The sequence below is a fragment of the Aquabacterium sp. genome, assembly GCF_016195855.1.
In the GTDB taxonomy this organism is placed as follows: Bacteria; Pseudomonadota; Gammaproteobacteria; order Burkholderiales; family Burkholderiaceae_C; genus Aquabacterium.
Map to the genome: position 1 here is coordinate 138,374 of NZ_JACPYU010000003.1, position 24,176 is coordinate 162,549.

The window sequence follows — 24,176 nt, forward strand, 5'->3', positions numbered from 1 at the left end:
CCCAACATTGAGGAATCCATGATGTCCAAGTCCGTCAAATCGGCCACCAAGCCCATTGGCCAGCGAGTAGCCGCCCGCTGGCGCCCGCTCGCCCTGGCCGCCTCTACGGCGGTGCTGAGCCTGGCGGGTTGGACACATGCACAAGCCGAAAGCCTGGTGGACCTGTATCAAGCGGCCAAGGGCTACGACGCCGCCTACCTGTCGGCCAAGGCACAGGCCGATTCCGTTCAATATCAAGTGGAGCAGGCTTATGCCTTGCTGCGTCCCTCGCTGGGCTTGAAGGCATCCGTCACACGCAGCCACTTCGACGGCTCGACCGATCTACCCCCTGCGCTGGCTGCTGCCTATGGCGGCAACACGTCGACCAACTCCAACACCACCAGCAAAACAGGCGGCCTGGCTGCCAAGATGCCGCTGCTGAACAGGGCCGATGCCGCCAAGGTGGACCAGGCCGAGCAATCGCTTGAAGCCGCCAAGGCCGATCTCACCATCGCCGAAAACGACCTGGCTGCCCGCCTGACCCAGGCCTATTTCGACGTGCTGGCCGCGCAGGACGTGCTGACCACCACACAAGCCAACAAAAAGGCGCTGGCCGAGCAACTGGCCTCGGCCAAGCGCAATTTCGAGGTGGGCAACGCCACCATCACCGACACCCGCGAAGCCCAGGCCCGGTTTGACCTGTCTTCCGCCCAGGAAATTGCCGCCACCAATGACCTGCAGGTCAAGCGCATTGCCCTGGACCAACTGGTTGGCCGCAAAGATGTCACACCCAGCCCGCTGCTGACCCCCGCCAACCTTGACGCCCTGGCCCCCGGCCAGATGGACGACTGGGTTGCCCAGACCTCATCCTCGCCTGTGGTTCGCAAGGCAGAAGTGGGCCTGAAGGTCGCCAAGCTCGAAATCGACAAAGCCAAGGCAGGCAACTGGCCGACTTTGGACGCCGTGGCCAACCTGTCTCGCAGCAAGATTGACTCCAGTTCAGTACAGGCAACAACCACCTCTGGTACGACGGCCTCTGTTGGTGTCGAACTGAACATGCCCCTGTACGCCGGTGGCGCCATCCAGAACCGCGTCAAGGAAGTGCTGGCCCTGTCCGACAAGGCCGAGCGTGACGTTGACAACGCCAAGCGCAGCGTCTCCCTGGCCACCCGCCAGGCCTTCTCTGGCGTGCAGTCGGGCCTGGCCCAGGTCAAGGCCTATGAAGCGGCCGAAGCCTCGGCCAAGCTGGCCCTGGAAGCCACCCAGCTGGGCTACCGCGTGGGCGTGCGCATCAACAAGGATGTGCTGGATGCCCAGACCGCGGTGAGCTCCACGCAGAAAGACCTCTACAAGGCACGCTACGACGTGATCGTCGGCTCGATCAAGCTCAAGCAGGCAGCCGGCACACTCAAGCCCGATGACCTGGTTGAACTCAACAAGCTGGTTGCCAAGTAAGCTGGCCCTACCCCGCTCCACAGGCCCGCTTCATGCGGGCCTGTTTTCTTGCGCCCGCGCATACTGGCGCCCTGTCGGTCGAGGCGGGATTGGGCTACATTGAATCCAGTGATCCCAAACAACCGGAAGACAACATGAAACGCCTGCCCCTCTTGAGCTGTACCGCTGCGGCCGTCGTGATGCTGACCGCTTGCGGCAGCGTCCAACATCATGAACGCTACAGCGGTCATGTGATCGAAGCCAATCCCGACATGGTCACCCAATGCAAGCTCATTGACTCGCTCAGCAGCAGCTCGGGGCTCACCGGTTTCTTCGCACCCAAGGGTGTCGACAACATCAAGCAGAACCTGCTGCGCCAGGCTGACGCCATGGGTGCCACACACGTGGTTTGGAACAAGGCCAACGTGGGCTATGACGAGACCTCGCTCAGCGGCAAGGCCTACCGCTGCCCCACCGCCGATCACCCCTGAAGCCGCTGAGGCCCCTAAGGCCCGATTGAGCAACGCCCCAAAGACAAAAGCCTGCAACACAAACGTGCTGCAGGCTTTTTTGATTTGGTGCCGGCTGTCGGATTCGAACTGACGACCTACCGCTTACAAGGCGGTTGCTCTACCAACTGAGCTAAGCCGGCCCTGATCGTCTCCGATCAGAAGCGCATATTCTACAACGGGAATCAGGCTTACTTGATGCGACGCAAGGCCGGACGCCCACCACCAGAAGGCGGGGGGTCCGTCTGATCGTCACCACGGTCAGTGGCCTTGGGAACGGACTCGATCTCCACGGGTTTGACCGACTTGGGGCGATCCTTGACGGGCGCAGGCGCACCTTCCTTGCCTTCGCCCTTGCCGGCTTTCGCCAGCTTGAGCGAAGGTGCCCGCTCGACCGGATGGTCTGCAGGCAGGCTTGCATGCATGGCCGCCACATCACCGCCTTCGTCCGGAGACGAGGGTGAATCCACCCCCTCACCGCCAAGGGAAGTCGGCACCGGGAAGGCCATGCCCTGCCCGTTCTCACGGGCATAGATCGCGATCACATGGTCGATGGGCACGCAGATATCGCGTGCCATGCCGCCAAAACGCGCCTTGAACTCGATGTAGTCGTTACCCAACTGCAGCGAGCTTGTGGCCTCGAAGCTGACGTTGAGCACGATCTCGTTGTTCTTGACGTATTCCTGCGGCACCTGAACAGAGCGGTCCACATAAACAGCCAGATAGGGCGTGAACCCGTTGTCGGTACACCAGTCGTGCAACGCACGGATGAGGTACGGCCGCGTGGAGGAACCCTGGGAGTCTTGTTCAGTGGACATGCTGCTCATTCAGACCGGTAACGGATCACTTGCGCATCACTTTTTCAGATGGCGTCAGTGCCTCGATGTAGGCCGGACGCGAGAAGATGCGCTCAGCATACTTCAACAGCGGCAGTGCATTCTTGGACAGCTCGATGCCGTAGTAATCCAGGCGCCACAACAGCGGTGCGATGGCCACGTCGAGCATCGAGAAATCGTCGCCCAGCATGTACTTGTTCTTCAGGAAGATGGGCGCGAGCTGCGTCAGGCGATCGCGGATCTGCGAGCGGGCCCTTTCCAGCTGCTTGTCATTGCCCTTGAGGCCACCACGGCCCTCCAGCAAGTTGACATGCGAGAACAGTTCCTTCTCGAAGTTCAGCAGGAACAGGCGCACGCGGGCACGGGCCACGGGGTCACCCGGCATCAGCTGAGGATGCGGGAAACGCTCGTCGATGTACTCGTTGATGATGTGCGATTCGTACAGGATCAGATCGCGCTCAACAAGGATAGGCACCTCGTTGTACGGGTTCATCAGGGCGATGTCTTCCGGCTTGGCGAAGACGTCAACGTCACGGATTTCGAAATCCATGCCCTTTTCAAACAACACAAAACGGCAACGGTGCGAGTAAGGGCAGGTCGTTCCGGAGTAGAGCACCATCATGGCGGTGGGCCTCCTAATAGTCAGTCTAAAAAGGCTCGTGGTGAGAGACACCACAAAACAACGAAGCGCAGTGACCGCTTTGTAGCAGGCCACTGCGCCAGCAACGCACTCACCGACGAATCAGTGAGGGCGCCTGAATCACTTCACGTCTTTCCAGAAGGCGGCATTCAGACGCCATGCGATGAAGAAGAAGATCGCCAGGAAAATCAGCACGCCCACGCCAATGCGCGTGCGCTGGTTCTGCACGGGCTCCCCCATCCACTGCAGGTAAGCCACCAGATCAGCCACGGCGCTGTCGTACTCCTGAGGAGACAGCTTGCCCGGGGTCAACTGCTCGAAACCTTCGAAGTGGTGCTCGGTCTTGGCAGGGTTGTGCGGATCGGCTTCTGTCACGAACTTGGCAGCACGCTGGCCTTGCAGTTCCCACAGCACGTGCGGCATGCCGACGTTGGGGAAGATCAGGTTGTTCCAGCCGGTCGGACGGGCGTCGTCGCGGTAGAAGCTGCGCAGGTAGGTGTAGAGGTAATCAGCACCGGTACCACTGCCGCTGGCGCGCGAACGGGCCACCAGGGTCAGATCAGGCGGCACGGCACCGAACCAGGCCTTGGCATCCTTCGGATCCAGGGAGACCTTCATGACCTCGCCCACCTTGTCCGTGGGGAAGAGCATGTTGTCCTTGATCTGCTGATCGGTCAGGCCAATGTCCTTCAGGCGGTTGAAACGCATGAAAGCCGCGGCGTGGCAGTTCAGACAGTAGTTCACGAACAGCTTGGCACCGTTTTGCAGGGCAGCCAGATCGGTCACACGTTCCTTGGGGAACTTGTCGAGCACCAGGGCTGTATTGGCGTGCGCGGCACCCGACAACAGGGTGATGGCAGCCAGCAAAGAGGCAAGGATTTTTTTCATGTCTGTGTTTCCTGCTTCTATCAGTGAGGCTTGAAGGTCACACGATCGGGCACTTGCTTGAAGGTGCCGATCTGGCTCCACCAGGGCATCAGCACGAAGAAGCCGAAGTACAGCAGCGTGCCAACCTGGGACACGATGCCGCCGATTTCGGAGGGAGGCTGCACACCCAGGTAACCCAGGATGACGAAGTTCACCACGAACACGGCGTACACGATCTTGTGCCAGTCCGGACGGTAACGGATGGACTTGACCGGGCTCTTGTCGAACCAGGGCAGGCCAGCCAGGATCACCACGGCGCCACCCATCACGGCCACGCCCCAGAACTTGGCTTCAAAGACCTTCAGCAGCGCGATCAGCACGGCTGCGCCAACCAGACCTGCCATCTTCGTCTGGCCCGTACCCTTGCCCTTGATCAGGTTCAGCACGGCAGCCAGGCCGACGATCACGCACAGCACCTGGACCATCTGGTCGGTGGTGGCACGCAGCATCGAGTAGAAAGGCGTGAAGTACCAGACTGGCGCAATGTGCGGCGGGGTCTTGAACGGGTCAGCGGGGATGAAGTTGTTGTACTCCAGGAAGTAACCGCCGAACTCGGGCATGAAGAAGATCACGGCAGTGAAGCAGATCAGGAAGCCGACCACGCCCACGATGTCGTGCACCGAGTAGTAGGGGTGGAAAGGCACGCCGTCCAGCGGATGGCCATTGGCATCCTTGGGGCCTTGCTTGATCTCGACGCCGTCGGGGTTGTTCGAGCCCACTTCGTGCAGCGCGATGATGTGCGCCACCACCAGACCCAGCAGCACCAGCGGCACGGCAATGACGTGCAGCGAGAAGAAGCGGTTCAGGGTGGCGTCGCCCACCACGTAGTCACCACGGATCAGGATGGCCAGATCAGGGCCGACAAACGGGATGGCAGAGAACAAGTTGATGATCACCTGGGCGCCCCAGTAGGACATCTGACCCCAGGGGAGCAGGTAGCCCATGAAGGCTTCGGCCATCAGGCACAGGAAAATCAGGCAACCGAAGATCCACACCAGTTCACGCGGGGTACGGTAGGAACCGTAGATCAGGCCGCGGTACATATGCAGGTACACCACGATGAAGAACGCCGAGGCGCCCGTCGAGTGCATGTAGCGGATCAACCAGCCCCATGGCACGTCGCGCATGATGTATTCGACCGAGGCAAAAGCCACGGCCGCATCCGGCTTGTAGTTCATGACCAGGAAGATGCCGGTCACGATCTGGATCACCAGCACCAGCAGGGCCAGCGAACCAAAGAAATACCAGAAGTTGAAGTTCTTGGGGGCGTAGTACTCGGACAGGTGCTCTTTGTAGAGCTTGGACGCCGGAAAACGGTTGTCCACCCAGTTCAGGAGTTTTTCGCCAGCAGAAGCGCCAGCGGGCGCTTGCTTCATTTCAGCCATGTGTGTGTCTCCTGTCAGGCCTTCTTGTCTTCACCAATCAGCAGCTTGGTGTCAGACAGGTACATGTGGGGCGGAACTTCCAGGTTGTCCGGAGCCGGCTTGTTCTTGAACACGCGGCCAGCCAGGTCGAAGGTCGAGCCGTGGCAGGGGCACAGGAAGCCACCGGGCCAGTTGTCGGGCAGCGATGCCTGCGGACCGGACTGGAACTTGGACGAGGGCGAGCAACCCAGGTGGGTACAGATGCCGACAGCGACCATGACGTCAGGCTTGATCGAGCGGTGCTCGTTGCGAGCGTACTCGGGCGTCAGTTCTGAGGGCTTGCGCTCGGACTTGGGATCGGCCAGTTCGCCGTCGATCTTGGCCAGGCCGGCAACTTGCTCGGGCGTGCGCTTGATGATCCAGACGGGTTTGCCGCGCCATTCGACCGTCATCATCTCGCCCGGCTTGAGGGCGCTGATATCAGCCTCGACAGCAGCACCAGCTGCGCGAGCACGTTCGGAGGGTTGGAAGGTCGAAACGAAGGGGATGGCGGTGGCCACGCCGCCCACGCCACCGGCGGCGCAGGCCATGGTCACCCAGGTCCGACGGCTTTGATCCACTGGCTGATTGCTCATGGGTATCCTTTTGGACTTATAGAGGACTGATGGGACGATGAGATTGGGGTCAACCTCACATTCTAACGGACGTCTGCAAGCCCTCTTCCGCTTGGCCGCACATGTTGATCAGACTCAGGCCCGCGTCAAGCTGTAACATTTTTGCAACGCACCATGACATCCAGCCCCTCACGGGCACCATGCTGCCCAGGGCCGCGCGCTTTGGCCGGCCTACAGTTATCCTGAAGATCAAATGTCATTTCCATCAAGGATCGGAGTCACCCCATGAGCTTTTTCAGCGAATTCAAGGAGTTTGCCGTCAAGGGCAACGTGGTCGACCTGGCGGTCGGCGTGATCATCGGTGGCGCGTTCGGCAAAATTGTCGACTCGGTAGTCAATGACCTGATCATGCCGCTGATCGGCAAGGTCGTTGGCGGCCTTGATTTCACCAATTACTACGTCGCCCTGGCCAACCAGCCCGCCGGCCTGCCCCTGGCCGAAGCCAAAAAGATTGGTGCCGTGTTTGCCTACGGCAGCTTCCTGACCGTGGCACTGAACTTCGCCATCCTGGCTTTCATCATTTTCCTGATGATCAAGCAGATCAACCGGCTGAAGAAAGAAGAGCCCGCTGCCGCCCCGGCAGCCCCCGCGCCCACCCCCGAAGACATCTTGCTGCTTCGTGAGATTCGTGACAATTTGAAACGATAGCGAAAGACGGGGCGGAAGCGGCCGATATCCAACGATCAAAGGCAGTCCCTTTTTGGGACAGTTCATGCAGCGGCCCGAAATGGGTTGTTGAGCCCCTGATCTGATTGGACCCGTCTGTGACCGACCCTCGTTTAGACATCGTTCTTGACCGTGCGCACAGCCGCGTCAACAAGGCGGTGTCGGACGCCATCGACAAGGTTCTGACCCAACTCGGGCCCTTGTCCCTGGCGGCGTCCAGCAATCTGCAGCGCCAGTTGCTGATGAGTGCCGAGCGGGATCTGAAGCTCAAGTCCAACCTGGTGAACGCCAGTTTCAGCAAGGGCTTTCGCCAGCAACTGGACAAGACCACGCGTGTCACCCACAGCGGGCACCAGACGCTGGGCAATGACACCGACTGGGCGTCCTTGTCCCTGGTGGACAACGAAGAGGTGGAGCGTGGCGTCACGGCCGACCGGATGGCGCAGGCGCTGACCCACGAGTGCGATGCAGAACTTGAAGCCCTGCAGGCCTACATGACCACCTTGCTGGGTGACCCCAGCCCCGAGCGCAACCCGCTTCGCCCACCCGGCATCGCCAAGACCCTGCTGAACGCACTGGCCGACATGGGCAGCGAGCAGGATGTGGTGCAGGTGCTTGGGCAACATGCCGGGCGTGTACTGGGCCAGGAGCTGCGTAATTGCTACACCCAGATCGTGGCCGATCTGAAGGCCCAAGGCATCGCGCCGCAAGGCCTGTCGGTCAACCGCACCCGCCAGGGCACAGCGACAACCCCCGGCAGCCTCAATGGCGAATTGCCCACGGCCACACCCACGCAGCCGGGTACCTTCAACGACAGCATGGCTGGCCGCAGCACCTCCGGCTATGCGAGCGCACCGCTGACCACTGAAACACACCTGCGCGCCGCCCAGGCGCTCAGCGAGATGTTCGGCGTGACCATGCCCGGGCCCGTGCCCAATGGCCCTGCGCCCATGGGCCTGCGCGCACCGCGCGTGCCCGGCGGCCTGCCCGCGGTCAACCCTGACTTCCAGAACCTGCTGCGCCAGATCGCAGCGCAGACACCCGCGCCTGGCTGGACAGCCGACTTCCCCGGCGCCGACGGCTCAAGCGCTCAAGGTGAAGCCAGCACAGGCTTTGCCGGCCCGCTGATGGCCGTCAACCTGATCCGCGCCCACCGGGAAGAACTGGTTCGTGCCAGCGGCGGCGCGGCGCTCGATCAGATGGTGATCGACATCGTGGCCGCCCTGTTCGACCAGGTGCTGTCCGACCCCAAGGTGTCGCCGCAGATGGCCCGCCAGATCGCCCGCCTGCAGATGCCGGTGCTGCGCGTGGCCCTGGCCGACATGAGCTTCTTCAATTCACGCAAGCACCCCGTACGGCGCTTCGTGAACCGCATCGCGACCCTGTCGGCCTCTTTCGAGGGCTATGAAGATGGCGCCGGCCTCGCCTGCCTGGAGCGCATCACCGCCCTGGTCAACGACATTGTCGAGGGCGACTTCGACCGCATGGACACCTACGAGTCCAAGCTGGCCGAACTCGAATCCTTCATTGACACCGAGAATGCGCGCGAAGCGGCCGAGAGCGCCGCCGTGGCCGCCATGCTCAACGGCAAGGAAGCCGATCTGCGCGTGCACCAGCGTTACATGCAGATCCTCAAGCGCGAGTTGGCCGACGTGGAAATGCCGGAGTTCGTGCGCAGCTTCCTGGCCCAGATCTGGAGCCAGGTACAGGTCATGGCCTCGGCCCGCGACGGCGCGCAGTCCCCGCTTGCTGCCCGCATGAAAAAGGCCGGGCATGACCTGGCCTTGAGCGTGCAGCCCAAGGGCCACCCGCAGTTGCGCAAGGAATTCCTGCTCAAACTGCCACAGCTGATGAAGGACCTCAACGAGGGCCTGGGCCTGATCCAGTGGGCCGACGAAGCCAAGCAGACCTTTTTCTCGCAATTGCTGCCGGCCCATGCCGAGTGCCTGAAGACCGCACCGCACCATGACCTGACCCAGCGCATGCTGGAGCACCAGCTCACCAAGGTCGAGCAAATTGCCATCCCCAGCCGCGAAGAGGCGGCCAATGACCCACTGCCAGAGACGCTGGACGACCTGAAGTCGCCCCCGATCCTGACGGTGGTGCCCGCCTTGAGCGCCACCGAAATCCAGCAGGCAGGCTTTTTGCCCGAGGCCGCGCTGGTGGCAGAAGGTCCGCTGGACATCGACCTGGATCAGCCCGGCGGCACCGACCCCTCGCTCAGCGAAATCGACATCAACCTGGATGCCCCGCCAACCCCCTCGGCTGGCCTGCAACTGGTACACCACATCCAGAAGGGCGCGGCCTACCAGATGATGATGCAGGGGCAGTGGAAGAAGGTCCGCCTGACCTGGGTGAGCGAAGGCCGCACCTTCTTCATCTTCAACCACGGCCACACGCACAAGCAGACCATCTCGCTGACGGCCCGCACGCTGGCCAAGATGTGCGACAGCGGCCGGTTCAGGGCCTTCGAGCAGGCCGAACTGATCGAGCGCGCCACCGTGCGCGCGCGCCGCCAGTTGGCTGCGCTGGGATCAGGTGCCGCCGCCAGCACCCCGCCCCGCGCCCGTTCAGCGGCCTGATCGCTCAGGACCTCACAAGGCTTTCCGCCCGGCGACCAGCAGGCGCGCCATGCGCACGGCCTGCGCAAAACTGGCCTCATCCGCCCTGCCCGTCCCCGCCAGGTCAAAGGCGGTTCCGTGGTCGGGGCTGGTGCGCACAAAGGGCAGTCCCAAGGTCACATTGACGCCCTGATCCAGCCCCAGGTACTTCACTGGGATCAAACCCTGGTCGTGGTACATCGCGATCACCACATCGAACTCGCCCGGGTGCCCCGGTGCGTGGCGGGCCCGCATGAAGACGGTGTCAGGTGCATAGGGGCCGCTGGCGTCGATGCCGTCAGCGCGTGCCGCTTCGATCGCCGGGCCGATGATGGTCAACTCCTCGTCTCCGAACAAGCCACCCTCGCCGGCGTGCGGATTGAGCCCCGCGACCGCAATGCGCGGACGCGGCATGCCCCAAAGCTGTGCGCTGGCGTGCGTGATGCGGATGGTTTCCAGCACCGAGGCCGCCGTCACCTGTTCGATCGCCTTGCGCAACGACACGTGGATGGTCACCAGCACGGTCTTGAGTTCATCGTTGGCCAGCATCATGCGCACGGGTGCAGGTGCCTGGCCCGAGGGGCTGCCTTCGGCCTGGAGCAACTCGGTGTGGCCGGGATAAGGCTCGCCAGCCAGCGCCAGCGCCTCCTTGTGCAAAGGCGCGGTCACGATGCCGGCCACCAGCCCTTGCTGGGCCAGGTGCACCGCTTCACGGATGCAGGCCGCAGCCGCCCGCCCGGCCCGCACGTCCACCTGCCCCAAGGAGGCGTCCAGCAGGTCGGCCGGCAGCCCAGGTGGGGCCCACACCCCCATCTGCCCGGCTTGAAGGCTGGCGTGCTGCGCCAGGCTGGCCAGCGCCACCACCTCTGGCCGGTCCGCATCAGGCAGCCAGTTGACCGCCCGTTGCATCACGGCCGGGGAACCGATCACGACGGCTGCGCCACCACCATGACACCACCATTTGGCGATGACTTCGGGCCCGATGCCGCAGGCGTCCCCCATGGTGAGCGCCAGCAGCGAAGAAACAGACAAGGGGGATGGCTCAGCCACGGTGACACCTGTTTTATTGCCCGAGAAGGCCAGATTGTCACCCCTGACAACAGGGCTGGATCAGCCCTGGCCCCTCGATTGCTACACTCCCCCCTATGACTTGGTTAGATGAAATCCGCTGGGACGAAAACGGGCTGGTGCCGGTGATCGCCCAGGAAGACACGAGCGGCGACGTGCTGATGTTTGCCTGGATGAACCGCGACGCCCTGGCCCGCACGGCCGAACTGGGCGAGGCGGTGTACTGGAGCCGTTCGCGCCGCAAGCTGTGGCACAAGGGCGAGGAGTCCGGCCACATCCAGAAGGTGCACGCCATCCGCATGGACTGCGACAACGACGTGGTGCTGCTGCGCGTGACGCAACTGGGCCATGAGCCCGGCATCGCCTGCCACACGGGCCGTCACAGCTGCTTCTTCCAGAAATACGAGAATGGTCAGTGGGTCTCCGTGGACCCGGTGATCAAGGACCCCGCCAGCATCTACAGCAAATGAGTGCCACGCCCTCCCCTTCCAACCCGCGCCAGGACGTGCTTGCCCGTCTGGCCGAGGTGATCGAGTCCCGCAAGGGCGGTGACCCGGACAAGAGTTATGTGGCCCGGCTGTTTCACAAAGGCACCGACACCGTCTTGAAAAAAGTCGGTGAGGAAGCAACTGAGACGGTGATGGCGGGCAAGGACATGGCGGCCGACCCGAGTGAGGCGCACCGCAAGGCCCTGGTGGGCGAGTTTGCCGACCTGTGGTTCCATTCCATGGTGGCCATGGCCCACCTGGGCCTGCACCCCGACGAGGTGGTGGGTGAGCTGGCGCGGCGAGAGGGCCTGTCCGGCCTGGAAGAGTTCGCCATGCGGAAAGTAAAGACAAGTGAAGGCGGCGCATCCTGATCAAAATGCGCATGTGCTTATGCGAGCTTGAATCGCCAGCACAGCAGACAATTACCGGTTTGTTTTCAAGTCGTCAGACTTTTTGGAGAAGATCATGGGTTCATTCAGCATCTGGCATTGGCTGATCGTGCTGGTCATCGTGGTGATGGTGTTTGGCACCAAGAAGCTCAAGAACGTAGGCACCGACCTGGGTGCGGCAGTGAAGGGCTTCAAGGACGGCATGAAGGACGGCGGCACGGCCGACGCCCCGGCGGCCCCTCAACAGGTCACCAACACCGCCCGCCAGGACGCCAACACCGTTGACGTCGATGCCAAGAGCAAGTCTTGATCGATCTGTTATTTGCCGCGCCACTGCAAGGTGGGGCGTAAGCCATGATTGATTTCGGCATCGACAAACTGGCACTCATCGGCGCGGTGGCCCTGATCGTCATCGGCCCTGAAAAGCTGCCGCGCGTGGCCCGTACTGTTGGGGTGCTGCTGGGCAAGGCCCAGCGCTATGTGTCGCAGGTGCAAAGCGAGGTCAGCCGCTCCATGGAGCTGGAAGAGCTCAAGAAGGTCAAAGCCGGGCTGGAGGAAGCGGCACGCGATGTGGGCCAATCCGTCGAAGACCGCATCAACGAAGCCCGCGATGCGATCTACACCGATCCGCTGGCCGACCACCACGCGCAGCATGAGCCCACGCCCTACTACAGCTACGGCCCGCCCGTGCGCAAGAACTGGCGGCTCAAGCGGGGTGCCACACCGCTTTGGTACAAGCAGCGTCAGGGCGTGCGCCGGCAGGTGCAGTCCGGTGCCGCGCGGGTCGCGCGCTTTCGTCCCGGCCCCCGCTAAACAGGGTTTTGTGTGAGTGAACCAAACAAACCAGATGAGATGGATGGCAGCGAACAGCCATTCGTGTCCCACCTGATCGAATTGCGTGACCGGCTGATCCGGGTTGTGATCGCGGTAGGCCTGGCCTTCATTGTGCTGGCCATCTACCCATCGCCCGCGGTGCTGTACGACTGGCTGGCCCTGCCCCTGGTGCAGCACCTACCCAAGGGCGCCACGCTGATCGCCACCAACCCGATCTCGCCTTTCATGGTGCCCATCAAGGTCACGATGCTGGCCGCCCTGATGCTGGCCTTGCCGGTCGTGCTCTATCAGATCTGGGCCTTTGTGGCCCCGGGCCTGTACACCCATGAAAAGCGCCTGGTGCTGCCCTTGATCGTCTCCAGCACGGTGCTGTTCTTTGCCGGGGTGGCGTTTTGCTACTTCTTCGTGTTCGGCAAGGTGTTCACCTTCATCCAGAGCTTTGCGCCCAAGAGCATCACGGCTGCGCCCGATATCGAGGCCTACCTCAGCTTCGTGCTCAACATGTTCCTGGCTTTTGGTGCGGCGTTCGAGGTCCCTGTGGTGCTGGTGATCCTGGCGCGCATGGGCATCGTGTCGGTCGAGAAGTTCAAGGAGTTCCGCAGCTACTTCATCGTCATTGCGTTCGTGATCGCCGCCGTGATCACGCCGCCTGACGTGGTGTCGCAGCTGTCACTGGCGATCCCGATGTGCCTGCTCTATGAAGTGGGCATCTGGGCTGCACAGCTGTTCGTCAAGCACACACGCGCACCGGACAGCGAAGACGCGCCGGCGTCCTGACCAGCTCAGGCTCACTCGTCCTGATTGCGCGCCTGAAGCGGTGTCTTCGGGCGCTTGGCCACCACCACACTGAGCGACAGCACTTCGCCGCCGCGCTGAACGCGCAGTTGTGCCGCCTCACCCGGTTTGAGCGAGGCCACGGCATTGAGCAACTGGGCCGTGTTGGCCACCTTGACGCGGGCCACTTCCACGACCACATCGCCCGGGCGCATGCCGCCCTGTGCAGCCGGGCCGTTGTGCAGCACGCCTGTGATCAGCACCCCGTCCTTGACCGGCAGGTTGAAGGTCTCGGCCATTTCGGGCGTGAGGTCACGCGGCTCGACACCGATCCAGCCGCGGGTCACCTGGCCATCGCGGATCAGGCTTTCCATGACCTGGCGCGCAGTCGACACCGGGATCGCAAACCCAATCCCCAGGCTGCCGCCAGAGCGCGAATAGATGGCGCTGTTGATGCCCACCAGGTTGCCCCGGGCGTCCACCAACGCACCGCCGGAGTTGCCCGGGTTGATGGCCGCGTCGGTCTGGATGAAGTTCTCGAAGGTGTTGATGCCCAGCTGGTTGCGCCCCAGCGCGCTGACAATGCCCGCGGTCACCGTCTGGCCCACGCCAAAGGGGTTGCCGATGGCCAGCACCGGGTCACCGACCTGCAAGGCATCCGAATCACCGAAGGCGATGGAAGGCAGGCGATCCAGGTCCACCTTGAGCACGGCCAGATCGGTGTCGGGGTCGGTGCCGATGACCTTGGCCGAGGCCTTGCGGCCATCGGTCAACATCACCTCGATGTCGTCCATGCGGTCCACCACATGGTTGTTGGTCAGCACATAACCTTCAGGCGACACGATGACACCCGAGCCCACCCCGGATTGCGGCTGCCCCTCCTGGTCGCCAAAAAAGTAGCGAAACCAGGGATCATTGCGACGCGGGTTGCGCGCGGCCGAATTGCTGGTCACGACGCTGACCACGGTCGGCGCGGCTTTTTGAGCGGCATCGCGAAAGCCCGGCGTGGCCGCAGCAGAAGCCGGTGCGCTGCCGGGCACGGCCGCGGGCACGACGGCCACGGTGGCGCCGGGCAACACCTGGCGCCACGGCACGGTCTGGATCCACTGTGGTTTGAATGTCGAGACCACAAACAGCACGGCAACCGCCACGGTCACCGTCTGCGAGAAAATCAGCCAGGTTTTACGCATGAATGCCACAAGCCATGAACAACGTCAGTCAGAAAGGCCAACCATGATCGATCGAGAAGCCTTGCACCGCCACCTGCAGGACCTGCTGGAAGCCGATCGGTTCAAGGATTATGGGCCGAACGGTCTTCAAGTTGAGGGCAAGCCCGTCATTCACAAGCTGGTCACGGGCGTGACGGCCAGTCTGGCCTTGATCGATGCGGCCATTGCCGCCAAAGCGGACGCCATCCTGGTGCACCACGGCCTGTTCTGGCGCGGGCAGGATGGCCGCCTCACCGGCTGGATGAAGCAGCGCGTGGCCCGCCTGATCCAGCACGACATCAACCTGTTTGCCTACCACCTGCCACTGGACGCCCACGCCTCGCTGGGCAACAACGCCCAATGGGGGCAACGACTGGGCCTGGTGGCAGATGGCCGCTTTGGCGACCAGGACTTGGGGTTTCTGGGCCCGGTGCCCGATGGGCTTGATCTGGATGGCCTGAGCGCCCGCGTGGCCCAGGTCCTGGGGCGCGCACCGGTGGTCGTACCTGGTGATGGCCGGGCCTTGAAGCGCGCAGCCTGGTGCAGCGGCGGCGCACAAGGTTATTTCGAGGGGGCGATTGCCGCTGGCGTGGACGTGTTCCTGACCGGCGAGATCTCGGAGCCCCAGGCGCACTACGCGCGCGAAACCGGCGTGGCCTTCCTGGCCTGTGGTCACCATGCCAGCGAGCGCTATGGCGTTCAGGCGATCGGGCAACACCTGGTGTCACGCCTGGGCCTGCAGCATGAGTTTCTGGACATCGACAATCCTGCCTGAGTTGACAAGCTCGCCTTGCCCCTGAGACAGGCATCACGTAAGCTGCCAGGGATTCAAACGAACTCGGGAAGTTTTGCCCATGCTGCTCGCGCATCGACCGGCCTGGACAGGTGTCTGGATGTGCGCAGCATCTCTGACATGCTGCCCTGCATCCCTGGCCGCCACGGCGTCGTGCCACACCCACACGGCTGTCGCAGGGGACACCCTGATTGGCCTGAGCCAACGCTACCTGGCCGAACCTCGGCGCTGGCAGGTGCTGGCGCGCGTCAACAAGGTTGACAACCCCCGGCGCATCCCGATCGGCCAGGCCTTGTGCATCCCGGTCGAGCGCATGAAAGCCACGCCGCAAGCCGGTGTGGTGCTGGAAGTGGTCGGCGAGGTCTCTCGTCGCAACCCGCCTGGTGCGGGCCCCAGCGCGGCCATGCAGCCCGTTCAAAAAGGCGACGCGGTCACCCAGGGCATGACGCTGCGAACCAGCGCCAATGGCTATGTCACGGTGCAACTGGCCGATGGCTCCATCCTCAAGATTCAAGCTGACACGCAAGCGCGGCTGGACAACTCGGTGAAGTACGAAGAAGCCGGCTTTTTCGCCTCGACCTGGACGGTGCTGCGCGGGCGGGTTGAGTCCCTGGTCACGCACCTGACGGGCGGACAGCCCCGCTACCAGATCAAGACACCGCAGGCCGTGCTGGGTGTGCGTGGCACCGAATTCCGGGTGGCCACGGATGAGCGGCTGACCTGGGGCGAGACCTTGGACGGCACGGTGGCCGTGAGTGGTGCAGCAGGTGCTGCCGCGGGCACGGCCGGACGCACCACCCTCGTGGCAGCCGGCCACGGTGCCGTGACCAATGCGCAGGCCCAGGTTGGCAGCCCTCAGCCCTTGCCGGCTGCACCCGTGCTGTCCGGCCTGCCCAGCCTGTTTGAACGCCCGCTGCTGCGCCTGGACTTGCCTGATGTGCCCGGCGCCAACAGCTACCGCATTCAGATTGCCGACGACGCCGACTTCCGCCGCGTGCGCGCCGAAGCCACTTTGCCCCAACCTCATTTCCGCGTGAGTGACCTGCCCGATGGCCACTACCACCTGCGCGCACGCGTTGCCAATGCACAGGGGCTGGAAGGGCTGGATGGCACGTGGCCCTTGCAACTCAAGGCACGCCCTGAACCGCCCATTCCCACTGCCCCCGCCAACCGCGCCAAGCTGCGCGCCCGCGAGGCCCAACTCAACTGGACGGCCCACCCGCAAGCACAGTCCTACCGCCTTCAAGTGGCACGCGATGCGGGCTTCACGCAATTGGTGGTGGACCAGCCCTCGCTGCCTGATCCCCAAGCCACCGTGCCCCTCCCCACCGGGGACTACCACTGGCGCATCGCCACGACAGCCGCAGGCCCTGACAAAGGCCCCTGGGGCGATGCCCAGTTGCTGCTGATGCGCGACCCGCCCGCGCAACCGCCCCCGCCGGTGATCACACCAGACAGCCTGCAATTCCAGTTGCAGGCCGAGCCTGGCCAGCGCTTCGAGTTCCAGATGGCCACCGATGCCGGGTTCACTCAGATGCTGCACGCTGTGGCCTCGGACAAGCCGGACATCACCTTGCCCAAGCCGCAAGAAGGTGGGCGGCTGTATGTGCGCTACCGTGCTGTGGATGCCGATGGCTTCATCGGGCCCTACACCACCCCGCAGATGGTGCTGCTGCCCGCTTGCGTGCGCAGCTCGGACATGCAGTGCGTTCGAAGTGGCGAGCACTTCATCACCACCCAACCATGACGCCACCTGCCCTGCAGTCGGCCTCCAGCGGCATGCCCCCGGTTGACCGCCAAGGCCGAGAATGGTGGCTGGTGAGCCTGTGCCTGATGACCTTGACCGCTGCTGCATGCTGGTGGCACTGGACCTGGCACCTGGACCAGGCCGTCTACGATGCGGCTCAAAGCACCTGGCAGCGTCAGGCCGCGCCAGACATCGTGATCGTGGCCATTGATGACGCCAGCCTCCAGGCCATGGGGCGCTGGCCCTGGAAGCGGTCCATCCATGCCCGCGTCCTGCAGCAGATCCAGGCCGCAGACCCCAAGTCGGTGATGCTGGACCTGCTGCTCAGCGAGCCCGACGGCGAGCCGCAGCAAGATGCCCTGCTGTCAGACGCCATGCGCCAGATCGACAAGGTCATCCTGCCCGTGAGCCATGCACTGGATGGTGCAGGACAAGGCCACGAACTGCGGCCCATCCCTATCTATCAAAGCGTGGCCCACCTGGCCCATGCAGACGCGGCCATCGATGTGGACGGCACCTTGCGCAGGGCCTACCTGTGGGCGGGCACCCGCGCCCATCGCTACCCCCACCCCGCGCTCGCCATGCTGCAGGCGGCAGGCGAGTGGCCAGAGAACATCCCTGCGCAAGCTGCACAGGACGACGGTGCGCTGGCTTCGTCCTACTGGCAGCGCCAGGGGCCCATGGCCATTCCCTTCCTCGGCCCACCTGGGCGCATCGCCCACGTGTCCTACGCGGCCGTGTTGCGCGGCGATGTGCCCGCCTCCACATTTCGCCATCGCCACGTCCTGATCGGTGTCACAGCCAATGGTCTGGGAGAAACCTTCCAGACCCCGGTTTCGCAGTTTGGCGAGGGCATGTCGGGTGTCGAAGTCATCGCGCAATTTCTGGATGCCTTGCGGCAGGATCGGTTCATCCATGCCATTCCACCGGCGGCCAACGCGCTGCTGTCTGCCCTGCTGGTGCTGGGCCTGCTCTGGTCCTTCCGCCGCGCCACACCGCGCCAGGGCCTGATCAACAGTGCATGCCTGGCGATCGGGGCGGTCCTGGTGTCATGGGCGTTGATGCGCGCAGGGCTTTGGTGGCCACCTTTCGGCCTGGTACTGGGCGCCCTGCTGAGCTACCCGGTCTGGAGCTGGCGCAAGCTGGAAGCCACGGCCCACGAGCTGGAGCGCGAGTTGCAGGCCATGTCGGGTGACGCGGGCATGCCGGGCCCACGCGCGCCCTCATCAACACGGACGTCGCAAGGCGACTTCATGCGGCAACGCACAGGCGCCATCAGCCAGGCCAGTTCGCAGTTGCGCCAGACCAGGCAGCTGCTGGCGCACACCCTCTCGGCCTTGCCTGACGCGGTGTTTGTCGTGGATGCGTCGCATGTGATCACGCAGGCCAACCAGCAAGCCTGCTTGATGACCGGCTTCAGCCATGCGTCTGCCTTGCTGGGGCGCCCTTTGAGCGAGGTGCTGGCGCCCTTGATGCCCAATGAAGCCCCCACCTGGGAGATGCTGCTGGACAAAGCCAGCCACAGCCGCGCCCCCGTGACCTCGGCTGCAGCGCACCCACGGGGCAAACAGTATCTCGTGGCGGTGGTCAGCGCCGATGACGGCATCCCGGACAGCGGCACCATCGTCTGTGCCACCGACGTGACCGCGCTGCAGGAGGCGGAGTTGCAACGGACTGAATTGCTAGGCTTCATTGCCCATGACATCCGGTCCCCTCAGGCCTCACTGATCTCGCTGGTGGAGCTGCACCGCATCGGCGGGCAGATGTCGCAGGAGGAAACGCTCAAGCATGTCGAGGCCATGGCCCGCCACACGCTGGACCTGTGCGAAGAGCTGCTGCAGGTGATGCGCGCCGAGACACGCCCCATTGCACCGGCGCCGGGTGACCTGATCCAGTTGGCGCAGGACTGCATCGACGAGATGCAACTGCAGGCGCGCACCAAGGACATGACACTGACAGGCAGCTGGCCACCCGGGCACATGCAGACGGCCACTTTTGATGACTACCTGCTGCACCGCGCCCTGATCAACTTGCTGAGCAATGCCATCAAGTTCAGCCCCAAGGGCGGGCAGGTCTCGGTCTCGGTAACGCGCGAGCCCGGGCACCATGTGATCGCCGTGCGCGATCAGGGGCCCGGCATTCCGGAGTCGGAACTGGGGCGCCTGTTCAAACGCTATGAACGCGTCGAGCAAGGGCGCCCGTCCAAGCTGGCGGCCGGCATCGGCCTGGGCCTGGTCTTCATCGACACCGTGGCCAGACGCCACGGCGGGCAGGTCAAGGTCATCAACAGCCCCGGCGAAGGGGCTTGTTTCGAGCTGTGGCTACCAACCGAGCTGGGGATGAACTGACCGAGGCCAGGCTCAGTGGGCCAGCACCATCTCCAGTTCGGCAAAGCTGCGCGAATGCAGGCCGGGCTCGATGGTCGTGTTCATCGCCATCTCCAGCCGGCTGGCAGAAAACAAACCACGCAGCACCATCTTGCCCAGCTTGTTCTGGGTCACCAGCAGGTAGCGCAGCCCATGTTCATGCATGGTTTCGGCCACGTCCCCCAGCCGGGCCGTGCGCACGGTGGCCAAGTCCACGGTATCCCATTGCGTGACCGGCACCATGACGTCGGCCACGGTCAACTCGCGATGCGGCACCCTGCCACTCGTCGCGCGCACCACTGGGCGCTCGCCCTGAAGGTCTTCGGCGGTGACCATGCCGGCAAGCTCACCACCGGCACCCGACACGAACACCATGCGCACGCCAGCGCGCATCATCAGGTGCAGGGTTTCATCCAGCCCATCGTGCTCCATGGCGATCACGCAGGCGCTGTGATGCAGGTCCGTCAAGAGGCTCAAAGCGGGGTCGTGGGGCAAGGCCATGCGCTGCACCTTGGGCAGCTCGGGCGCCGTGGTCATGGATGAGAGGGGCAGCGGCTTGAAACGAGAAGTCAAGGGCATGTGGCACTCCTTTCGAAGTTGATCCTGCCCTCTGGCGGCCCGGCCGTTCAATGACCTTGGCACGGAGGACGAGGCATTTCCCGCTCCACACATTACGCCTGTTCTCGACACGGAGACAGGGGCATCGCCAAACCCATGCAGCCGGGAGTGTGATGCTTGTCACGCGGGCAAAAAGAAAGGCCGCATTTGCGGCCTTGGTTGATGCGCACCAGTACGGGCGTCAGATGGCGCGTCAGAGGCGAACGGGAATGCCGCGTTGTGCCATCACCGCCTTGGCCTGCGCCACGGTGTACTCGCCATAGTGGAAGATGCTGGCGGCCAGCACGGCATCGGCCCCGCCCTGTTGCACGCCGTCCGCCAGGTGGTCCAGATTGCCCACGCCGCCCGATGCGATCACCGGCACGCCCACCGCGTCGCTCACGGCACGGGTCAACTCCAGATCGAAACCGGACTTGGTGCCATCGCGGTCCATGCTGGTCAGCAGGATTTCGCCCGCGCCATGCTCGGCCATCTGCCGGGCCCAGGCCACGGCATCCAGGCCCATGTTCTTGCGGCCACCATGGCTGTAGACATCCCAGCCCGGCCCACGTGCGGCGAGGTCATCGCCCTGGCGGCGCTTGGCATCAATGGCCACCACGATGCACTGCGAGCCATAGCGGTCGGAGGCCTCACGGATCACCGGCGGGTTGGCCAGTGCGGCCGAGTTGAAGCTGACCTTGTCGGCACCGGCATTGAGCAGGCGGCGCACATCGTCGACCGTGCGCACGCCACCACCCACCGTCAGCGGGATGAAGACCTGCGAAGCCACCGCTTCGATGATGTGCAGGATCATGTCGCGGCCGTCGCTGGTGGCCGTGATGTCCAGGAAGGTGAGTTCGTCGGCACCTTGCTCGTTGTAGCGCGCCGCGATCTCGACCGGGTCGCCTGCGTCACGCAACTCGACGAAGTTGACGCCCTTGACGACCCGCCCGCCTGTCACGTCCAGGCAGGGAATGATGCGTTTGGCTAGCACTTGAAGGCCCTTGTCCGATCAGCCTTGACCGTTGAGTTCGTCGGCGCGCTTTTGGGCGGCTGCGAAGTCCAGGTCGCCGGTGTAGATGGCGCGACCGCAGATCACGCCTTCAACACCTTCGGGCTCGACAGCGCACAGTTCTTCGATATTCCGGATGTTGGACAGGCCGCCAGAGGCGATCACAGGCACCGTCAGGGCCTGGGCCAGCTTGACGGTGGCATCGATGTTGATGCCCGACAGCATGCCATCACGGCCGATGTCCGTGTAGATCACGCCCTCAACGCCGTAGTCCTCGAACTTCTTGGCCAGGTCCACCACTTCGTGGCCGGAGAGCTTGCTCCAGCCGTCGGTGGCCACCTTGCCGTCCTTGGCGTCCAGGCCGACGATGATGTGCCCGCCAAAAGCCACGCAGGCATCCTTCAGGAAGCCGGGGTTCTTGACCGCGGCCGTGCCGATGATGACGTAGCTCAGGCCGTCGTCGAGGTAGCGCTCGATGGTGTCGAGGTCGCGGATACCGCCACCCAGTTGCACCGGGATCTCGTCACCCACTTCTTTGATGATGGCCTTGATGGCCGCCTCATTGACGGGTTTGCCGGCAAAGGCACCGTTGAGGTCCACCAGGTGCAGGCGCCGGGCGCCCGCGTCCAGCCAGCGCCGGGCCATTGCGGCCGGGTCCTCGCCAAACGTGGTGGAGTCATTCATATCGCCTTGTTTGAGGCGAACGCATTTGCCGTCTTTCAGGTCAATCGCAGGGATCAGCAGCATGGCTGTGGTGCGGGTGGGTGGAGAAATCGTCGGGACTCTGGGAGCGCTTGGGTCAAGGCTTCCAGAGCAGGAAATTGCGGTACAGGGCCAGCCCGTGCTCAGCACTCTTCTCGGGGTGGAACTGGGTAGCGAAAATGTTATCCCGGGCTACAGCGCAGGTAAAGCGGACACCGTATTCGGTTTCGCCGGCGCTGTGTTGGGGATTGTCCACAACCGCATGGTAGCTGTGGACGAAGTAAAAGTAACTGTCGTCGGGAATACCGGCCCACACGGGGTGCGGCTGACCGCCCCACGTGCCTTCGTGGCGGGACTGGTGGACGCGGTTCCAGCCCATCTGAGGCACCTTGTAGCGGCTGCCATCGGGCTGCTTCATGCCGTCCAGGCGGAACTTGATCACCTTGCCGGGGATGAGGCCCAGGCCGGGGGTGTCCTGCTCTTCGGAGTGGTCCAGCAGCATCTGCATGCCCACGCACACGCCCATCAAGGGCTTGTTGGCGGCGGCATGCAGCACAGCGCCCAGCAGGTGGCCCCCATGGGCTTCACGCAGCTCACGCATGCAGTCACGCATGGCACCCTGGCCTGGCAGCACCACGCGCTCGGCGGCGTTCACCACGTCGGGGTCGTTGGTCACCACGACCTGCAGGTTCAGATCCTTGGCCGCGTGCTCAACCGCCTGCGAGACGGAGCGCAGGTTGCCCATGCCGTAATCAATCACGGCCACTGTCGATGTCGTCTGGCTCATGGAGTCAAAGGGAAAGCATCACAGGGAGATCAAAACGGCGGGGCTCACAGCGAGCCCTTGGTCGACGGGATCACGCCAGCCATGCGGGGGTCGCGCTCCAGCGCGGCACGCAACGCACGGGCAAAGGCCTTGAACACGGTTTCACACTGATGGTGCGCGTTGACGCCCTTCAGGTTGTCGATGTGCACGGTGACACCTGCGTGGTTGACAAAGCCCTGGAAGAACTCGTAGGTCAACTGGGTGTCAAAGCCGCCAATGCTGCCGGCCGTGAAGGGGATGTCGATGTGCAGGCCGGGACGGCCGGAGAAGTCGATCACGACGCGTGACAAGGCCTCGTCCAGGGGGACATAGGCGTGGCCGTAGCGGCGGATGCCCTTCTTGTCGCCCACGGCCTTGGCAAAGGCCTGGCCCAGGGTGATGCCGACGTCTTCCACCGTGTGGTGGCCGTCGATGTGCAGGTCGCCCACGGCGTGGATGTCCAGATCGACCAGGCCATGGCGCGCGATCTGGTCGAGCATGTGGTCGAAGAAACCGATGCCGGTGTGCAGCTTGGCCGCACCGGTGCCGTCCAGGTTGACGCGGACGGTGATCTGGGTTTCGGCGGTATTGCGGGTGACCTCGGCCACGCGATCGGCGCCAGCTTGGGCCACCATGTCAGGAGCGTTCATGCAGGGTTGGAAATCAGGGGTTCGCGCAGGATTTCGGTCAATGCCGCGATGAGGGCGTCATTTTCCGAGGGAAGACCTACGGTCAGGCGGATACAGTTTGCCAGCAAACGGTGCAGGCCCGCCACATTTTTGATCAGGATGCCCCTAGCTTTAAGGGCGTTGAAGGCCGCGGCGGCGTCGTTCACGCGCACCAGGATCATGTTGGCCTGGCTGGGGTAGGCCTTGGCGCCGGGCATGGCGGCCAGGGCGGCCAGCAGGCGCTGGCGCTCGGACTTGATGGTCTCGGCCTGGCGGGCGAACTCACTGGCGTGCTCGATGGCAAACAGGGCCGCCTCGACGTTGAGCACGCTGATGTTGTAGGGCGGGCGCACCTTTTCGACCTGCTCGATCAGGTCCTTGCGGCCCATCATGTAGCCCAGGCGAACACCGGCCAGGCCGAATTTGGACAGGGTGCGCATCAGCAGCACATGCGGGTGCTTGGCCAGGCGATCCAGGTAACTCTTGCTGGCGAAGGGCTGGTAGGCCTCGTCGATGATGACCAGGCCAGGATGACCCACTGCGGCGTTCTCCCCCACCGCCTCCACGATCTGCTCGATGACGGCGTCGTCCCAGAGATTGGCCGTGGGGTTGTTGGGGTAGGCGATGTAGGTCAGCGCGGGCTTGTGCTCGCGGATGGCGGCCAGCATGGCGAGGCCATCCAGCTCGAAATCGGGCGTCAGGGGCACGCCCACAAACGTCATGCCGCTTTGCTTGGCAAAGGCCTCGTACATGACGAAGCCCGGCAGCGGCGCCAGGGCCACGGCACCCGGCTGAGCGCACGCCACGGACAGCAGCGAGATCAGCTCATCCGAGCCATTGCCCAGCACCAGGCCGCAGTCGGCAGGCACGTGGGCGTAGGCGCGCAAGGCGGCATGCAGGTCATTGACGCGCACGCCGGGGTAGCGGTTCAGGGCCACTTTGCCCAGGCGCTCGCCCAGTTCAGCCTGCAGCGCGGGCAGCAGCGTGAAGGGGTTTTCCATCGCGTCGAGCTTGATGTAGCCGGCGGCGTCTTGCACCACGTAGGCGTGCATGGCGCGGACATCAGGACGGAAGACGTCGAGCAGACTCATGTCGT

At 63.8% G+C, this 24,176-nt stretch carries 25 protein-coding genes and 1 tRNA gene; 12 read left to right on the plus strand and 14 right to left on the minus strand.

The window, feature by feature from the left end; all coding sequences use genetic code 11:
- Positions 1–18 precede the first annotated feature (18 nt).
- The gene (locus tag HY019_RS02235; RefSeq protein ID WP_363302122.1) at positions 19–1,434 is read left to right on the plus strand and encodes a TolC family outer membrane protein; all 1,416 of its coding nucleotides are present in this window, start codon (positions 19–21) and stop codon (positions 1,432–1,434) included.
- Between the two features lie 134 nt (positions 1,435–1,568).
- Positions 1,569–1,904: a hypothetical protein gene (locus tag HY019_RS02240; RefSeq protein ID WP_290688037.1), complete on the plus strand. Its 336-nt coding sequence runs from the start codon at positions 1,569–1,571 to the stop codon at positions 1,902–1,904.
- An 85-nt stretch (positions 1,905–1,989) separates the two neighbouring features.
- Here the strand turns inward: HY019_RS02240 and HY019_RS02245 are convergent.
- The 6 genes from HY019_RS02245 to petA all read right to left on the minus strand — a co-directional run bounded on the left by HY019_RS02245 (position 1,990) and on the right by petA (position 6,324).
- A tRNA-Thr gene (locus HY019_RS02245) sits at positions 1,990–2,065 on the minus strand.
- A gap of 48 nt (positions 2,066–2,113) precedes the next feature.
- Positions 2,114–2,740, minus strand: coding sequence for a ClpXP protease specificity-enhancing factor (locus HY019_RS02250; RefSeq protein ID WP_290688039.1), 627 nt, complete (start codon positions 2,738–2,740; stop codon positions 2,114–2,116).
- Between the two features lie 25 nt (positions 2,741–2,765).
- Positions 2,766–3,380 carry a glutathione S-transferase N-terminal domain-containing protein gene (locus HY019_RS02255; RefSeq protein ID WP_290688040.1) on the minus strand — a complete coding sequence of 205 codons (615 nt, stop codon included), beginning with the start codon at positions 3,378–3,380 and terminating at the stop codon, positions 2,766–2,768.
- A gap of 138 nt (positions 3,381–3,518) precedes the next feature.
- The gene (locus HY019_RS02260; RefSeq protein ID WP_290688041.1) at positions 3,519–4,286 is read right to left on the minus strand and encodes a cytochrome c1; all 768 of its coding nucleotides are present in this window, start codon (positions 4,284–4,286) and stop codon (positions 3,519–3,521) included.
- A 20-nt stretch (positions 4,287–4,306) separates the two neighbouring features.
- Positions 4,307–5,710 (minus strand): cytochrome bc complex cytochrome b subunit, encoded by a 1,404-nt coding sequence (locus tag HY019_RS02265; RefSeq protein WP_290688042.1) that lies wholly within the window; start codon positions 5,708–5,710, stop codon positions 4,307–4,309.
- Positions 5,711–5,724: 14 nt separating this feature from the next.
- Positions 5,725–6,324 (minus strand): ubiquinol-cytochrome c reductase iron-sulfur subunit, encoded by a 600-nt coding sequence (gene petA, locus HY019_RS02270; RefSeq protein ID WP_290688043.1) that lies wholly within the window; start codon positions 6,322–6,324, stop codon positions 5,725–5,727.
- A gap of 264 nt (positions 6,325–6,588) precedes the next feature.
- Here petA and mscL point away from each other — a divergent pair, with 264 nt between their 5' ends.
- Together mscL and HY019_RS02280 are read left to right on the plus strand one after the other, a co-directional pair.
- Positions 6,589–7,011 (plus strand): large conductance mechanosensitive channel protein MscL, encoded by a 423-nt coding sequence (gene mscL, locus HY019_RS02275; protein WP_290688045.1) that lies wholly within the window; start codon positions 6,589–6,591, stop codon positions 7,009–7,011.
- A gap of 116 nt (positions 7,012–7,127) precedes the next feature.
- The gene (locus tag HY019_RS02280; protein ID WP_290688047.1) at positions 7,128–9,611 is read left to right on the plus strand and encodes a DUF1631 family protein; all 2,484 of its coding nucleotides are present in this window, start codon (positions 7,128–7,130) and stop codon (positions 9,609–9,611) included.
- A gap of 12 nt (positions 9,612–9,623) precedes the next feature.
- On the opposite strand, the gene pdxA is transcribed toward HY019_RS02280, so the two are convergent.
- Entirely contained in the window at positions 9,624–10,631 is a 1,008-nt protein-coding gene (gene pdxA, locus HY019_RS02285) for a 4-hydroxythreonine-4-phosphate dehydrogenase PdxA (RefSeq protein ID WP_290689132.1), read from the minus strand.
- Between the two features lie 143 nt (positions 10,632–10,774).
- Between pdxA and hisI the strand changes: the two genes are divergently transcribed.
- The 5 genes from hisI (at position 10,775) to tatC (ending at position 13,185) form a co-directional block, all read left to right on the plus strand.
- Positions 10,775–11,167, plus strand: a complete 393-nt coding sequence (gene hisI / locus HY019_RS02290) for a phosphoribosyl-AMP cyclohydrolase (protein ID WP_290688049.1) — start codon at positions 10,775–10,777, stop codon at positions 11,165–11,167.
- On the plus strand, positions 11,164–11,556 hold the full coding sequence (locus HY019_RS02295; protein ID WP_290688051.1) for a phosphoribosyl-ATP diphosphatase: 393 nt from the start codon (positions 11,164–11,166) through the stop codon (positions 11,554–11,556). The genes hisI and HY019_RS02295 overlap by 4 nt, the downstream gene beginning before the upstream one ends.
- Positions 11,557–11,650: 94 nt before the next feature.
- Positions 11,651–11,884, plus strand: a complete 234-nt coding sequence (gene tatA, locus HY019_RS02300) for a Sec-independent protein translocase subunit TatA (RefSeq protein WP_290688052.1) — start codon at positions 11,651–11,653, stop codon at positions 11,882–11,884.
- Between the two features lie 44 nt (positions 11,885–11,928).
- The gene (locus HY019_RS02305) at positions 11,929–12,387 is read left to right on the plus strand and encodes a twin-arginine translocase TatA/TatE family subunit (protein WP_290688054.1); all 459 of its coding nucleotides are present in this window, start codon (positions 11,929–11,931) and stop codon (positions 12,385–12,387) included.
- Between the two features lie 12 nt (positions 12,388–12,399).
- Positions 12,400–13,185, plus strand: coding sequence for a twin-arginine translocase subunit TatC (gene tatC / locus HY019_RS02310; RefSeq protein ID WP_290688055.1), 786 nt, complete (start codon positions 12,400–12,402; stop codon positions 13,183–13,185).
- Positions 13,186–13,196: 11 nt separating this feature from the next.
- Here tatC and HY019_RS02315 read toward each other — a convergent pair whose 3' ends face one another.
- Positions 13,197–14,372, minus strand: coding sequence for a Do family serine endopeptidase (locus HY019_RS02315; RefSeq protein ID WP_290688057.1), 1,176 nt, complete (start codon positions 14,370–14,372; stop codon positions 13,197–13,199).
- 43 nt (positions 14,373–14,415) lie between these two features.
- On the opposite strand from HY019_RS02315, the gene HY019_RS02320 reads away from it, so the two are divergent.
- The 3 genes from HY019_RS02320 to HY019_RS02330 all read left to right on the plus strand — a co-directional run bounded on the left by HY019_RS02320 (position 14,416) and on the right by HY019_RS02330 (position 19,278).
- Positions 14,416–15,165, plus strand: a complete 750-nt coding sequence (locus HY019_RS02320) for a Nif3-like dinuclear metal center hexameric protein (RefSeq protein WP_290688059.1) — start codon at positions 14,416–14,418, stop codon at positions 15,163–15,165.
- Between the two features lie 118 nt (positions 15,166–15,283).
- Positions 15,284–16,930, plus strand: coding sequence for a FecR domain-containing protein (locus HY019_RS02325; RefSeq protein WP_290688060.1), 1,647 nt, complete (start codon positions 15,284–15,286; stop codon positions 16,928–16,930).
- Complete coding sequence (locus HY019_RS02330; protein WP_290688061.1) at positions 16,927–19,278, plus strand: CHASE2 domain-containing protein; 2,352 nt, start codon at positions 16,927–16,929, stop codon at positions 19,276–19,278. The genes HY019_RS02325 and HY019_RS02330 overlap by 4 nt, the downstream gene beginning before the upstream one ends.
- 12 nt (positions 19,279–19,290) lie before the next feature.
- Here HY019_RS02330 and HY019_RS02335 read toward each other — a convergent pair whose 3' ends face one another.
- The 6 genes from HY019_RS02335 to hisC form a co-directional block, all read right to left on the minus strand.
- A complete protein-coding gene (locus HY019_RS02335) occupies positions 19,291–19,875 on the minus strand; it encodes a CBS domain-containing protein (RefSeq protein WP_290688062.1) in 585 nt (194 codons plus the stop codon).
- 232 nt (positions 19,876–20,107) lie between these two features.
- A complete protein-coding gene (gene hisF, locus HY019_RS02340) occupies positions 20,108–20,887 on the minus strand; it encodes an imidazole glycerol phosphate synthase subunit HisF (protein WP_290688063.1) in 780 nt (259 codons plus the stop codon).
- An 18-nt stretch (positions 20,888–20,905) separates the two neighbouring features.
- The gene (gene hisA, locus HY019_RS02345) at positions 20,906–21,652 is read right to left on the minus strand and encodes a 1-(5-phosphoribosyl)-5-[(5-phosphoribosylamino)methylideneamino]imidazole-4-carboxamide isomerase (protein WP_290688064.1); all 747 of its coding nucleotides are present in this window, start codon (positions 21,650–21,652) and stop codon (positions 20,906–20,908) included.
- A gap of 52 nt (positions 21,653–21,704) precedes the next feature.
- Positions 21,705–22,394: an imidazole glycerol phosphate synthase subunit HisH gene (gene hisH, locus HY019_RS02350; protein WP_290688065.1), complete on the minus strand. Its 690-nt coding sequence runs from the start codon at positions 22,392–22,394 to the stop codon at positions 21,705–21,707.
- A 44-nt stretch (positions 22,395–22,438) separates the two neighbouring features.
- Positions 22,439–23,062, minus strand: coding sequence for an imidazoleglycerol-phosphate dehydratase HisB (hisB, locus tag HY019_RS02355; RefSeq protein ID WP_290688066.1), 624 nt, complete (start codon positions 23,060–23,062; stop codon positions 22,439–22,441).
- Positions 23,059–24,171 (minus strand): histidinol-phosphate transaminase, encoded by a 1,113-nt coding sequence (gene hisC / locus HY019_RS02360; RefSeq protein WP_290688067.1) that lies wholly within the window; start codon positions 24,169–24,171, stop codon positions 23,059–23,061. The genes hisB and hisC overlap by 4 nt, the downstream gene beginning before the upstream one ends.
- Positions 24,172–24,176: the final 5 nt, after the last annotated feature.

Bases quoted from the DNA above. Each gene is read 5' to 3' on its own strand.
- hisA (WP_290688064.1), bottom strand. From the start codon at position 21,652: ATGCTGCTGATCCCTGCGATTGACCTGAAAGACGGCAAATGCGTTCGC.
- HY019_RS02320 (WP_290688059.1), top strand. From the start codon at position 14,416: ATGATCGATCGAGAAGCCTTGCACCGCCACCTGCAGGACCTGCTGGAA.
- HY019_RS02315 (WP_290688057.1), bottom strand. From the start codon at position 14,372: ATGCGTAAAACCTGGCTGATTTTCTCGCAGACGGTGACCGTGGCGGTT.
- HY019_RS02295 (WP_290688051.1), top strand. From the start codon at position 11,164: ATGAGTGCCACGCCCTCCCCTTCCAACCCGCGCCAGGACGTGCTTGCC.
- hisC (WP_290688067.1), bottom strand. From the start codon at position 24,171: ATGAGTCTGCTCGACGTCTTCCGTCCTGATGTCCGCGCCATGCACGCC.
- HY019_RS02335 (WP_290688062.1), bottom strand. From the start codon at position 19,875: ATGCCCTTGACTTCTCGTTTCAAGCCGCTGCCCCTCTCATCCATGACC.
- HY019_RS02265 (WP_290688042.1), bottom strand. From the start codon at position 5,710: ATGGCTGAAATGAAGCAAGCGCCCGCTGGCGCTTCTGCTGGCGAAAAA.
- HY019_RS02255 (WP_290688040.1), bottom strand. From the start codon at position 3,380: ATGATGGTGCTCTACTCCGGAACGACCTGCCCTTACTCGCACCGTTGC.
- HY019_RS02305 (WP_290688054.1), top strand. From the start codon at position 11,929: ATGATTGATTTCGGCATCGACAAACTGGCACTCATCGGCGCGGTGGCC.
- tatA (WP_290688052.1), top strand. From the start codon at position 11,651: ATGGGTTCATTCAGCATCTGGCATTGGCTGATCGTGCTGGTCATCGTG.
- petA (WP_290688043.1), bottom strand. From the start codon at position 6,324: ATGAGCAATCAGCCAGTGGATCAAAGCCGTCGGACCTGGGTGACCATG.
- HY019_RS02325 (WP_290688060.1), top strand. From the start codon at position 15,284: ATGTGCGCAGCATCTCTGACATGCTGCCCTGCATCCCTGGCCGCCACG.
- mscL (WP_290688045.1), top strand. From the start codon at position 6,589: ATGAGCTTTTTCAGCGAATTCAAGGAGTTTGCCGTCAAGGGCAACGTG.
- HY019_RS02250 (WP_290688039.1), bottom strand. From the start codon at position 2,740: ATGTCCACTGAACAAGACTCCCAGGGTTCCTCCACGCGGCCGTACCTC.
- HY019_RS02330 (WP_290688061.1), top strand. From the start codon at position 16,927: ATGACGCCACCTGCCCTGCAGTCGGCCTCCAGCGGCATGCCCCCGGTT.
- hisB (WP_290688066.1), bottom strand. From the start codon at position 23,062: ATGAACGCTCCTGACATGGTGGCCCAAGCTGGCGCCGATCGCGTGGCC.
- hisI (WP_290688049.1), top strand. From the start codon at position 10,775: ATGACTTGGTTAGATGAAATCCGCTGGGACGAAAACGGGCTGGTGCCG.
- HY019_RS02240 (WP_290688037.1), top strand. From the start codon at position 1,569: ATGAAACGCCTGCCCCTCTTGAGCTGTACCGCTGCGGCCGTCGTGATG.
- pdxA (WP_290689132.1), bottom strand. From the start codon at position 10,631: ATGGGGGACGCCTGCGGCATCGGGCCCGAAGTCATCGCCAAATGGTGG.
- HY019_RS02260 (WP_290688041.1), bottom strand. From the start codon at position 4,286: ATGAAAAAAATCCTTGCCTCTTTGCTGGCTGCCATCACCCTGTTGTCG.
- hisH (WP_290688065.1), bottom strand. From the start codon at position 22,394: ATGAGCCAGACGACATCGACAGTGGCCGTGATTGATTACGGCATGGGC.
- HY019_RS02235 (WP_363302122.1), top strand. From the start codon at position 19: ATGATGTCCAAGTCCGTCAAATCGGCCACCAAGCCCATTGGCCAGCGA.